Genomic DNA, 12,047 nt, shown 5'->3' with positions numbered 1-12,047 from the left:
TGGTATGTATTAAGCGTTTTCTTTAGCAAAAAACTCCGATTCCGCGTTTCGAATCTTGGTCAGATACGTTACGTTCGGCTGTACGTTGATGGAATCCAGGGAATGGAAGGCGCGCTCACCGTCCTCGCGACGCAGTAACTGACTGATGCGGCTCTTAGGGTCACGCATGTCGCCGAAGACGATAGCCTCGGTGGGGCACGACTGGGCACAAGCCGTCACAATCTCGCCGTCCTGAGGCCGACGCTTCTGCTTTTTGGCTTCGAGTTTGCCGAGTTGGATGCGCTGCACGCAGAACGTGCATTTCTCCATCACCCCACGGGCCCGTACGGTTACGTCCGGGTTCAGCACCATCCGGCCGAGGTCAGTGAACATGTGGCCGTTTACGGTTTCAAACTTCTCGTTCGAGTAGTACGAGAACCAGTTGAAGCGACGCACTTTATACGGGCAGTTGTTGGCGCAGTAGCGGGTACCGATGCAACGGTTGTAGGTCATCTGGTTGAGACCTTCCGAGCTGTGCGTGGTAGCCAGTACCGGGCACACCGTTTCGCAGGGAGCGTGGTTGCACTGCTGGCACATCATCGGCTGGAAAATCACCTGCGGGTTGTCCGACGGGTCTTCCATGGCGGCGTAGGTAGCCACCTTGCCTTTGGTTTCAAACTCGTCCTTGTGGTGGTCCGAGCTGTAGTAGCGGTCGATGCGCATCCAGTGCATCTCGCGGCGGTTAATCACCTGCTGCTTGCCCACTACGGCAATGTTATTCTCCGTCTGACAACCAATCACGCACGAGCCGCAGCCGATGCACGAGTTGAGGTCAACGGCCATGCCCCAGTGGTGGTTATTGTACTGGAAGTCCTGCCACAGCGACACCTTGCTGGGCTTCTCCAACCCGTCGGGGGTGGACACCATCTCGTACTCGGTTACCTCCTTGGGGTTCTTCTTATACTGAGCCAGCGTATTTTCCTGCACCACCGGCTTGCGGTCCATGATGGTGTGGTGGGTCTGAGTTTGGGCGATGGGCGAGGTCGCCTCCGTCTTGGCCAGCGTCACCACGTTCATGTACATAATGCCATTGGCACCAGCCATTGCCAGCGGAGCAGCGTTCTCGCCTACTTTGTCGCCGGCTTTGCCAGCCAGCTTGCGGCCGTAGCCGAGCGCAATGCTCACCGTGCCATTGGCCTGGCCGGGCTGAATCAGCACGGGCAGCTCAACACTGCGGCCATTGGCGCTTATTTTGATTACATCGCCCTGCTCCCACTTGTTCTCAACGGCCATCTTGCGGGGCACGGCGAGGTAGTTGCCCCAGGTTGCCTTCGAAATCGGGTCGGGCAATTCCTGCAGGAATGGGTTGTTGGCTTCGGTACCAGCGGCGCTGAGGCCAACCTTCTCGTACAGGGCCAGCTCAATGCCGTTCGGCTTGGCAGCACCACTAATTTGACCAGCGGCGGCGGCTGGGCTCATCGCGGCATTCATCATGGCCGGTGCGGCGGGCAGGGCCGTACCCGTTGCCACGCCATCGTGCACAACCTTGTCCCAGGCGGCATCGGTAGGCGTCACACCGCGCCAGTTGGCGCGCAGGTAGCGGTAGTAGGTGGTGGTGTTGCCAGCCCAACGCAACAAGCTCTCCTGCGCCTGACGGGTAGCAAATAGCGGCGTGATAACCGGCTGCGAAAGACTCAGGAAGCCGCTTTTTGGCTCAAAGTCATTCCACGATTCCAGCCAGTGGCTGTCGGGAGCGGCGTACTGGCAGAGCGAGCCGGTTTCGTCCAGACGGTCATTGAGCGAGATGGTCAGGGCTACTTTGGCGATGCCCGACTTCACTTTCTCCGCCAACGGGTGGTTGTATACCGGATTGGCATTGTAGAAGATAACCGCGCCTACGCTGCCGTTATTCATGTCGTTCACCAGCGCGGCCATGCGGGCATCGTCGCCTTGGCGCACATTACTTGAAGCAGCACCAACCGTAGTACCGGCATTACCCAACGCTTGGTTGATGGCCGTAACCAACGTCTGTACGGCGGGGTCGTTCGAGCCCGAAACCACGAGTCCGGCGCTGCCGCTGGCCTTCAGCTCAGCAGCGGCCACGGCCAATTGCTTGCCGTAGCTGGCATTGCCGGCTGCGGAACCACCACCGACGATGGCATTATACAAATCCAAAGCAACCGCACCAAGCTCCGACGGCTTCACCGGCACGCGCACATCAGCGTTGGAGCCGGTGAGCGACATGTTGGGCTCGAACTGGAAGTGGCGCGACATGGTGCGCTTGGCACTGCTCACCTTGCGGTTTACCACGTACTGCTTAGCGTATTCAACCGGCGAAATCCAGGTACCGAGGAAATCTGCCCCGATGCTCACGATGACGTTGGCCTTACCAAAATCGTAGCCGGGCACCACGCCGCCGTTGGCTTGCAGCAGGCCGCTGGCCGACTGCGCGTCATACATGACGTGGGTGGTATTGGGGTAGCGAGCCGCGAATTCAGCAATGGCCTTCTTCGTGCTGGGGCTAATGATGGTGGGCGAAACGATGGCAATCCGACCAGTAGTAGCTGCCAGCTTGGTCCGGATTTCCTGGTCCACCTGCTTCACCTCGGCCTTCTGGCCTTTGATGGCAAAGTGCTGCAGGCGACCACCGTCGTATAAGCTCAGCACCGCTGCCTGAGCGCGGGCCGAAAGGCCTCCGCGCGTGATGGGCGACTCGGGGTTACCTTCCAGCTTAATCGGCCGGCCGTCGCGGGCTTTCACCAACACGGCGTTGTAGTCGGAACCCGTGAAGTAAGTGGAAGCGTAAAAATTGGAAATAGCCGGGTCGATTTCCTCGGGCTTGTTGAGGTATGGAATCGACTTTTTCACGGGGGTTTCGCATGAAGCCAGCGTAACCGCGGCCATGCCAAAACCCATTAGTTTGAGGAAGTCGCGACGAGGAGCCGAGGTAGCATCACTGCTCTCGTGGCTTTCCTTGACCGGCATGAACTCGGCAAAAGCCGATTGCATGAACTCCGGGGCGCTTTCCAGTTCCTCAATTCCTTTCCAGTACTTCATTTGGGAGGGTAATCAGTAGTCAGTATTGGGTAGTCAGTAATCAATAGCGAGCAGTTCAGATACTGACTACCCAGTACTGTCTACTATAAATCAATTTATTAGTAGTGGCACTTCGAGCACTCGGTACCGCCGTTAGACGATACGGTGAAGGGTGCGCCGGCATTCTTGGTGTCGTGCAGCTTCACGAGGTTATCGTAGTACTTGTTGTCTTTGGCGTTGATAGGCATCTCGCGGTGGCAATTGATGCACCAGCCCATGGTGAGAGCCGAATACTGGTACACCACTTCCATATTCTGGATGGGGCCGTGGCAGGTCTGGCACTGCAGGCCAGCCACTTGCGTGTGCTGCGAGTGGTTGAAGTAAGCCAAATCGGGCAGGTTGTGAATACGCACCCACTGAATGGGCTGCTTACGCTCGATGGCCCGGTAGATTTTCTTGATTTCGGGCGATTCCGTCTTAATCTGCGAGTGGCAGTTCATGCAGATGTTAGCCGAAGGAATGTTGGCCGACTTGCTCTTATATACCGAGGTATGGCAATAGGCGCAGTTAATCTGGTGTTCGCCGGCGTGCAGCTTGTGCGAGAAGGCAATCGGCTGGGTTGGCTGGTAGCCCTGCGTCAGGCCTACGGCCATTACGCTTTGTACGCCTTCGTAAAGCAAAACCAGGGCGAAAACCGTTCCTACAATGGCACGCAGCTTGGGCGAGCGATAAAACTTGTTCCAGTCGAAGCGCTGCTCCAGGATTTCAACGTCGCGGCCGTCGAGGTCTTTGCGACCCCGCAGCACATCCTTCATCAGGTTACCAATGATAACGAGGGTTACCACCAGCACAATGAGGACTACCACCAGCACGATGAGCAGAACGTCGACGTACTTGCCACCGCCTGATTCGGTACCAGCTTCAGCGCCATCTTTGCCATCAACCGCAGCTACGTTGGCAACCGTAGGGCCGGCACCGCCGCCCTTGCCTTCCTCAGCAGTGACGTAGGCAAAAATCGAGGTAATCTCTTTGTCCGAGAGGGCAAAAGAGGGCATTTGCTGCTTGTTGTACTTGTTGTAGATGGCTACGGCGTATTCATCGCCGCTGGCTACCACTTTGCTGGAGTTCTTAATCCACGGAATGAGCCAGGCGATGGTGCGGCGCTTGGTGATACCAGACAAAGCCGGGCCCACCACTTGCTCATTGATTGCGTGGCATTGCGTACAATTGCCCTTAAATAAGGCATCGCCAGCCGCGATTGCGGCGGCGTCCCCCCCACCAGCAGCGGGGGCCGCGATGGTAGCGGGCGTAGCGGCAGCAGTAGCGCCGGGCACTACGCCTTCTTTTTTCACGTCGGCAGCGTCGGCGGGCGCTTGGGCCGCAGCCTGTTGGGCACCGGCAAACGTGAGAAAGAGCGCCAGTAGCAGATGAGGTAACGAACGGGGTCGGATGCTATTCATAAGAAAATAGACGGTAAAACGAAACGCTAGGGCATTTCAAGGCCACAAATGTAAGTCAGGAATCGTAGGCGGCAAAAATTAGAGTGCAATTTCTAGGCATTCGCAGCCGCTTTCCCTGGTCCCATTTACCAACCCAATGCCCTACTTAACATCGTTATAAAATACGGGTAATTGGCTGCGAGTGTTATGGTTATTCACGCTGCATGACCAAGCAACCACCGGACATGCTCTGTTCGAGTACAACCTCTAAGTAGTGGCTTTTGTTGGCCTTGGGCCTGGGCAAATCCTGATGGGAAAGGCCTTGGGGGGAAGGCGATAAGCGCGACCCGTTGGAACGCGGCCGGGAAGGGCAAACCGGCCTGAGTCAGCACCTTGTTTTGGGCCTCACACTAAGGAAGAGCAAATCGCGGCTTGGCAATGCGCCGGAAAGTCAGTACCTTTGCGCCCCAATCATTTTTTTTCACCCCCAAAATTCACCCCCATCGTAATGGAAGTAAGAAATTACGAGACGGTCTTCATCGTAACTCCCGTGTTGAACGAGAGCCAGGTGCAAGAAACGGTCGAGAAGTTCACCCAGGTGCTTAAGGAAAATAGCGCCGCCATTTTATCCACCGAAGCCTGGGGCCTGCGCAAGCTGGCTTACCCGATTCAAAAGAAGACCACCGGCTACTATTTCTGCCTGTCGTTTACTGGCGAAGGCAACATCGTGGACGTGCTCGAACTGGCGTTCCGCCGCGACGAGCGCATCATCCGGTTCTTGACTACCGTGCTCGATAAGCACGCGGTTGAGTACAACAACCGTCGCCGCAACGGCGAGATGAACCAGCAGAAGGCTGCCAAGGAAACCGAAGCTGTAGCCCAATAACTCCGCAACGAACATGGCAACTCCCTCCTACAACCGGAACAATGACCGGTCGGCAATGAACAAGCCGCAGGACACCCGCAAGAAATACTGCCGCTTCAAGAAGAACGGCATTAAGTACGTGGACTACAAAGACCCGAACTTCCTGCTGAAGTTTGTGAACGAGCAGGGCCGCGTGCTGCCCCGTCGTCTCACCGGCACCAGCCTGAAGTTTCAGCGCAAAGTGACCCAGGCCATCGCTAAGGCCCGTCACCTGTCGCTGATGCCGTACGTAGCCGACGCCCTGAAATAAATTATAAATTTTGAATTATAAATTCTGAATTGAATGTGGGCGCAAGTCACTCATTTATAATTCATAATTTATAATTTATAATTTCTCTTCTAATGGAAATCATCCTCAAAGACGACGTTAAGGGCCTCGGTTACAAGAACGACATCGTGACCGTGAAATCGGGCTACGGTCGCAACTTCTTGCTGCCGCAGGGCCTGGCCATGCTGGCCGACAAGACGAACAAGAAAATTACGGCTGAGAACGTGCGCCAGGCGGCTCACAAAGCCGACAAAGTGAAGGGCGACGCCCAGGCCATTGCCGACTCAGTTGGCGACATGGTACTGGACATCCCAGCCAAAATTGGTGAAAGCGGCAAGATTTTCGGCCGTGTAACCACCCTGCAATTGGCTGAGGCGCTGAAGGCTAAGGGTGTGGACATCGACCGCAAGCGGTTGTCGTTCGACCAGGAGCCCGCCGCTGCCGGCGACTTTACTGCTACCGCTAACCTGCACAAGGAAGTGAAGCACACGGTGAAATTCCGCGTGGTAGCTGAGTAGTTTCGGTTTCGACACTATCCTAAAAAGCTCTGCCTTCCGGCAGGGCTTTTTTTATTCCTCCGCACGTGCCAGAGCCGGGTTAGGGGCTATTTTTGTTTTTGCGTAGTTAATAAGCGGGTAGTGGGCCCATCATACCAGCCCCCACCGGGATGCCAACCTGTTTTGGCCCTGCTACTGACTACCTTCTACTGACTACTTCGTTGATGTTTAGAACTGAACTTTCTATTGCCCCGGCCACGAGCCAGCTATCACGCACGGCACGGGTGCTCACCATAGGCTCCTGCTTCGCCGACAGTATGGGCGCACGCCTCACCTCCAACAAGGTTGATGCGCTGGTGAATCCTTTTGGCACGGTGTTTCAGCCGCTGGCCCTGAGCCGACTGCTGCGGGCCGCGGCTGGCGAAGAAGTGGACTGGCAGCAGCACCTGGTGCAAGCCCGCGGGCGCTGGCAGAGCTACGACCTGCATGGCAGCATCGGAGCCGACTCGCCAGTGGCGCTCCTGCAACTCATTCAGGCGCTGGTGCAGCGCACGGGCGAGTTTCTGCGCGGGGCCGATGCAGTGGCCCTGACGCTGGGCACGGCCTGGGCCTACCGCCTGCGCGAAACCGGCGAGCTGGTGAACAACTGCCACAAGCAGTCGGCGGACTTATTTGTACGGGAACTGCTGACCCCGGACGACATCATCAACGGCCTGGCCGAAACGCACGCATACCTGCGGCGCATCAACCCTGAACTGCGCTTTATTCTGACGGTGAGTCCGGTGCGCCATCTTAAGGACACGCTGCCGCTGAATGCGGTGAGCAAGTCGGTGCTGCGGGTGGCCACGCACATTCTGAGTGACCTGCTGCCTGATGTGGAGTATTTTCCGGCTTACGAACTGCTGACCGATGACTTGCGCGACTACCGGTTCTATGCCGATGACATGCTGCACCCGTCGGAAGTAGCGGAGGATTACATCTGGGATAAATTTGCCCGCACGTATTTCGATGCGGATTTTGGTCGGTTCCGCAAGGAATGGGCCGCGGTGCGGCAGTCGCTGGGCCACCGGCCGCTGCATGCTGGTGCGCCAGAGCATCGGCAGTTTCTGGAGAGCACCCAGGAAAAGCTGGAGCAATTGAGCTTACGCAAGGTGGATGTTTCGGCTGAGCTACAGCAGGTTCGCACCCAGCTTGCGGCGCTGCCGGTGCCTCAGCAGCCCGAGCCTGCCGTAGAAATCGAGGACGACGAGGAGCGGATTGATATCGGGGATGGCGCACCAGCTGCTCCAGCGCAAGCAACCACGCCGAGAGCTGCCGAAGCCAGCCCTTCGGCAAGCCGGCCTCCGCGCCTGTCGCCGGAAGAATTCCGGGCGCAGCGGGCAGCGCGGCCCGACCGCCCCGAGCGCGGCCGGCGCGATGGCCGTGGCAAAGGCCGGGTGCCTCAGCCGACTGAGAACGAGCAGTTTCAGACAACCTCTTTCGACGCGGCAGGCTCGCTTGCTTCGCCGGATTTGCAGGAAGAAAAACTGCCGGCAGTTGTCACGCCGGCGGCTCTTGTTACTCCGGAAGCAAGCACTACACCCAGCCAGGATGCGCCTGCGGCAGAGCAGGAAGCTGGCCTCAAAAAGAAGCGCCGCTCGCGCGGTGGCGCTAAGCGCACTGCCCGTAAGAATGCCCTGCGCTTAGCCGCTGAAATGGGTGTTGATGCAGACCAGGCCGATGATTTGGCAACCGCTCCGGATGCCGCGTCGGGCGATGCGATTGCTGTCCCGATTATAGTTGAGGGCCAGAATACTCGTCGCGAAGGCCAGAAATCAAGCGTTATCACTAAATCGCAGCCAGTGAAACGGGGCGGGCGGCGCGATGAATCGGGACGGGTTCCGCGCGTGTCACTGTTTGCGGAACCAGCCCTGGCAGCGGCTGAAATGCCCATGGCAGATGCCGAATTGCCGGTTTTGATTCCGATGCTCTCGCTAGAGACGCCAGCGGTGCAAGCCGGCGAGGATGCCTCCGACACTGAAACTTTTACACCTTCGCGCAACAGCCGCAACCGTAATAAGCGCAAAGCCGCGAATGCCGGAGCCGACGCAAGTGAAACAACCGAAACTTCGGCGGCGGTAGCGACTGATGCGGCGGCGGTTTTACCAATTGCCAACGCGGAGCAGCTCTTCGGAGCGACCGAACCCGAGGCGCGGCCGCAAGGCCGGGGCGACAACCAGCGCCAGCCGCAGGTGCCGGTAGCGGCGCTGCCAGTTACCACGCCAGACGCGACGGCTGTTTCGGCGGTTGAATCGGTTGCCAACCCCAACGAACCGAGCCAGCCGCCCACGGCGAAGCGGTCGAACCGCAAAAGCCGCGCAGTGAGCGGAGGGCGCGCGGAAAAGCCGGCCGTCGACACGCCGGTTATTCCTGTGCAGGATGCTTCGGCAGTCCGTACGCAGGTGGCCGCCGGCCGCATGACCGGCTCATCGGCGACATTAGTGGAGCCATCAGTCATGCCCAGGAAGGCCGCTACAAAAGCCGTGACAGTAAAACCTGCCGTGCCGAAAGCAAAACCCGCAACAGCGCCAGTGGCAGCAAGTGTACCGGTGGTAGTTGCGCCCGAAGTGCCAGCTTCAGCTAGTAAACCCAAGACTGCTGCTAAAGCAAAATTTAAAAAAACGGCCCCCACGGCTGTCGAGACACCTGCTGCCAAGGCAGTAGTACCGGCAAAGGCTGCGAAACCAGCCGCTGCTAAGCCCGCAGTCGTTAAAAAAAGCCCCGCGGTAGCAGCTAAGCCAGTAGCCGCAGTAACGGTAGCCACCAAGCCCCCAACCAAGGCCAAGCCGGCAGCAAAGACTGTTACCAAACCAGCACCAAAGCCGGCCGATGTGCAACCAGTGGCGACGAAAGCAGCTGGCAGCAAGGCAAGTCCAACCGCGAAAGCGCCGGCCAAACCAGCCGCCGCCAAGCCCAAAACACCGAAGAAGCCGGCCAAATAAGTGCCCGTTGCTAATTAGTTTGATAATGAGGAACGTCATGCTGAGCTTGCCGAAGCATCTCTACCACGAGAGTAATCTCAACGTTTAGAGTTAGTTGCGCAGTAGAGATGCTTCGACAAGCGGACGACAGATGAAGCATGACCGTCTATTTTAACATAAATTATTTACTGACGGGCACTTAGCCGCTTAAAAATCGCTGAAAGCCGGCGATTTACGTTAATTACATCCCAAGCCCGGCTTTTTTCGCCGGGTTTGGTGTTTCAGTACCTCGCCTCATTTTTCTCGCTATGGCCCACGCTGCGTCCCACACCAATCGCCTTGCCAAGGAAACCAGCCCCTACCTGCAACAGCATGCCCAAAACCCCGTGGACTGGTACCCGTGGGGCCCCGAAGCCCTGGGCCGGGCGCAGGCCGAGCAAAAGCCCATTCTGGTGAGCATTGGCTACGCAGCCTGCCACTGGTGCCACGTAATGGAGCGCGAGTCGTTCGAGAATGAAGCGGTGGCGGCAGTGATGAACACCCATTTCGTGTGCATCAAAGTAGACCGCGAGGAGCGGCCCGATGTGGACCAGATTTACATGGATGCCCTGCACGCCATGGGCTTGCAGGGCGGCTGGCCGTTGAACGTGTTTCTGACCGCCGACGCGAAGCCATTTTACGGCGGCACGTACTTCCCGCAGGGCAAATGGACCCAGCTGCTGACCAACATCGGTCAGGCCTACGCCGGCGAGCACCGCACCGAGCTGGAGCAGTCGGCCGAGCGGTTTATGGAGGTGCTTGGTACCAGCGAGCTGGCCAAATACGGCGCGCAGAACCGCAATGCCGCCCAGGAAGCTGATTTCAACGCATTGGAAGCCATTGGCGTGGCGCCCGAAACCGGCCCGGCTGGCGTTTCCGACGAGGAATTCAAGCTGCTGGTGTACAACCTGAGCACTAATTTCGACCGCGAGCGTGGTGGCATGAACCGCGCCCCGAAGTTTCCGATGCCCAGCATCTGGCGGTTTTTGCTGCGGGCCCACGCCATCAGCGGCAGCTGGGCGGTGCTGGACCAGGCGGTGCTGACTCTGCGCGAAATGGCCTGGGGCGGGATTTACGACCAGGCCCACGGCGGTTTCGCCCGCTACTCGGTGGATGGTGAGTGGCTGGCCCCGCACTTCGAGAAGATGCTCTATGACAACGGGCAGCTGGTAAGTTTATACAGTGAAGCCTTTCAGTTGACTGGCGATGAGCTATTTCGGGAAACGGTGTACAATACCATCGAGTTTATCCGGCTGGAGCTGACTAATAATGAAGGCGGCTTTTATTCGTCATTAGATGCCGATAGTGAGGGCGAGGAAGGCAAATTTTACGTTTTCACAAAGGAGGAATTGCGCGCAATTCTGGGTGACGAGGAGCCCCTGTTTTCCGACTACTACAACTGCACGGCGACTGGCAACTGGGAGCACGGCCGCAACATTCTGCACCGCCGCGAAACCGATGAGGCCTTCGCCGCCGCCCACCAGATTGCCCCCGGCGTGCTGCCCGCGCTGGTAGCGGGCTGGAAGCAGAAAATAATGGCCGTGCGCGCCACCCGCGTGCGCCCGGGCCTCGACGACAAAGTTCTCACCGGCTGGAACGCCCTCATGCTGCAAGGCCTGACCGATGCCTACCGCGCCTTCGCTGAGCCCGAATTCCTGGCAATGGCCGAGCACAACGCCCGCTTCATCGAAGCCAACCTGCGCGACGGTACGCGGCTGTACCGCACCTGCAAAAACGGCCGCGCCAGCATCAGCGGTTTCCTGGAAGACTACGCGCTGGTCATTCAGGCCTACATCAGCCTCTACGAAGTCACCTTCGCCGAAAAGTGGCTGCACGAGGCTGAAAAGCTGACCGAATACGTCATCAGCAACTTTTTCGACCCCAGCGAAACGCAGTTTTTCTATACCGACAGCAGCGCCGAGCCACTCATCGTTCGCAAAAAAGAGCTGTTCGACAACGTCATTCCCGGCTCCAACTCGGTGATGGCGCACAACCTGCGGCGCCTCGGCCGCCACCTCGAAAACCCGCGCTACACCGACCTGGCCACCGAAATGCTGGCCCAGGTGCGCCACCTCGTGGTGAAGGAGCCGCAGCACCTCACCAACTGGGCTTCGCTGTACGCGGCGCTGCTGCGGCCGGGCGCGGAAGTAGCTATTATCGGGCCGGAAGCCGATGTTTTTCGCGAAGAACTCAGCCGGCAATTCTTGTTTGATACCGTGCTGGCCGGCACCGAAAAAGCCTCGGAGCTGCCGCTACTGAAGCTGCTAAATATGGATACCACCGGGCGCACGGCGGTGCACATATGTCGGAATCAGGCGTGTATGGCTCCGGTGCATAGCGCAGCCGAGGCGCTGGCCGCGCTGGCCGCAGTTTAGCGCGTAGCGCGTAACTGCTGGCTAGGCCGTAACGCGAGTTTGCAACTCGCTGCCGCAAAGCGGCAAGTTCCGTTGAGCAAAGCAAGCATAGATAGCGGCCGCGCCACCGTGAATTATAGACTCACTTCACAGGAGGCCAGCAGTTCGCTTCGCTTAAACTGGAGGCGTCTCAGCAAACGGAAAACATAGCACGTTGAGGCTCAGAAAGCGAGCTTTAAAACCGTGGTTTTACGTGTTGTGAACGACCGTTTGCAGAACGTAAAAGCGTTAGGCTAGTACCGTTTCAAGAATTGGCTTCCCTGTTTCAGCCAAATGCCTCTAAAGCTAAAGAGCCAAAGTCGGCCTTTGCTGTCACAACGCAGTTGCTGCTGTTCTTCCTGAGTCCGAATCGTATCCTGTACTTGTCTCGTCCGGCTATATGTTGACAGGAATAAGGCAAGGGCCCTGCTCGGATTTTCCGGCGGGGCTTTTTCCTTGCAAATGGACTTGATTGGGGGTTAAGTAATTCAGGGCCAGGTGGGGCCGTTCC

7 protein-coding genes are annotated in these 12,047 nt (G+C 58.0%); 5 read left to right on the top strand and 2 right to left on the bottom strand.

The window, feature by feature from the left end:
• Positions 1-9: 9 nt before the first annotated feature.
• A complete protein-coding gene (locus ABD819_RS11715; RefSeq protein ID WP_345124440.1) occupies positions 10-3,036 on the bottom strand; it encodes a TAT-variant-translocated molybdopterin oxidoreductase in 3,027 nt (1,008 codons plus the stop codon).
• Positions 3,037-3,134: 98 nt separating this feature from the next.
• On the bottom strand, positions 3,135-4,475 hold the full coding sequence (locus tag ABD819_RS11710; protein ID WP_345124437.1) for a c-type cytochrome: 1,341 nt from the start codon (positions 4,473-4,475) through the stop codon (positions 3,135-3,137).
• Between the two features lie 487 nt (positions 4,476-4,962).
• On the opposite strand from ABD819_RS11710, the gene rpsF reads away from it, so the two are divergent.
• From rpsF to ABD819_RS11685, 5 genes are all read left to right on the top strand, one after another.
• Positions 4,963-5,340, top strand: a complete 378-nt coding sequence (gene rpsF / locus ABD819_RS11705) for a 30S ribosomal protein S6 (RefSeq protein ID WP_345124435.1) — start codon at positions 4,963-4,965, stop codon at positions 5,338-5,340.
• Between the two features lie 55 nt (positions 5,341-5,395).
• Entirely contained in the window at positions 5,396-5,629 is a 234-nt protein-coding gene (rpsR, locus tag ABD819_RS11700; protein WP_188560159.1) for a 30S ribosomal protein S18, read from the top strand.
• 92 nt (positions 5,630-5,721) lie between these two features.
• Complete coding sequence (gene rplI / locus ABD819_RS11695; RefSeq protein WP_345124433.1) at positions 5,722-6,165, top strand: 50S ribosomal protein L9; 444 nt, start codon at positions 5,722-5,724, stop codon at positions 6,163-6,165.
• Positions 6,166-6,368: 203 nt separating this feature from the next.
• A complete protein-coding gene (locus tag ABD819_RS11690) occupies positions 6,369-9,125 on the top strand; it encodes a GSCFA domain-containing protein (protein ID WP_345124431.1) in 2,757 nt (918 codons plus the stop codon).
• 287 nt (positions 9,126-9,412) lie between these two features.
• The gene (locus tag ABD819_RS11685; RefSeq protein WP_345124428.1) at positions 9,413-11,518 is read left to right on the top strand and encodes a thioredoxin domain-containing protein; all 2,106 of its coding nucleotides are present in this window, start codon (positions 9,413-9,415) and stop codon (positions 11,516-11,518) included.
• The last annotated feature ends 529 nt before the right edge of the window (positions 11,519-12,047 follow it).

The organism is Hymenobacter antarcticus (assembly GCF_039539545.1).
Lineage (GTDB): Bacteria > Bacteroidota > Bacteroidia > Cytophagales > Hymenobacteraceae > Hymenobacter > Hymenobacter antarcticus.
Note: the sequence above shows the minus strand (reverse complement) of the source record. Positions and strands in the feature narration are given on the sequence as shown.

Bases quoted from the DNA above. Each gene is read 5' to 3' on its own strand.
- ABD819_RS11710 (WP_345124437.1), bottom strand. From the start codon at position 4,475: ATGAATAGCATCCGACCCCGTTCGTTACCTCATCTGCTACTGGCGCTC.
- rpsF (WP_345124435.1), top strand. From the start codon at position 4,963: ATGGAAGTAAGAAATTACGAGACGGTCTTCATCGTAACTCCCGTGTTG.
- rplI (WP_345124433.1), top strand. From the start codon at position 5,722: ATGGAAATCATCCTCAAAGACGACGTTAAGGGCCTCGGTTACAAGAAC.
- ABD819_RS11685 (WP_345124428.1), top strand. From the start codon at position 9,413: ATGGCCCACGCTGCGTCCCACACCAATCGCCTTGCCAAGGAAACCAGC.
- rpsR (WP_188560159.1), top strand. From the start codon at position 5,396: ATGAACAAGCCGCAGGACACCCGCAAGAAATACTGCCGCTTCAAGAAG.
- ABD819_RS11715 (WP_345124440.1), bottom strand. From the start codon at position 3,036: ATGAAGTACTGGAAAGGAATTGAGGAACTGGAAAGCGCCCCGGAGTTC.
- ABD819_RS11690 (WP_345124431.1), top strand. From the start codon at position 6,369: ATGTTTAGAACTGAACTTTCTATTGCCCCGGCCACGAGCCAGCTATCA.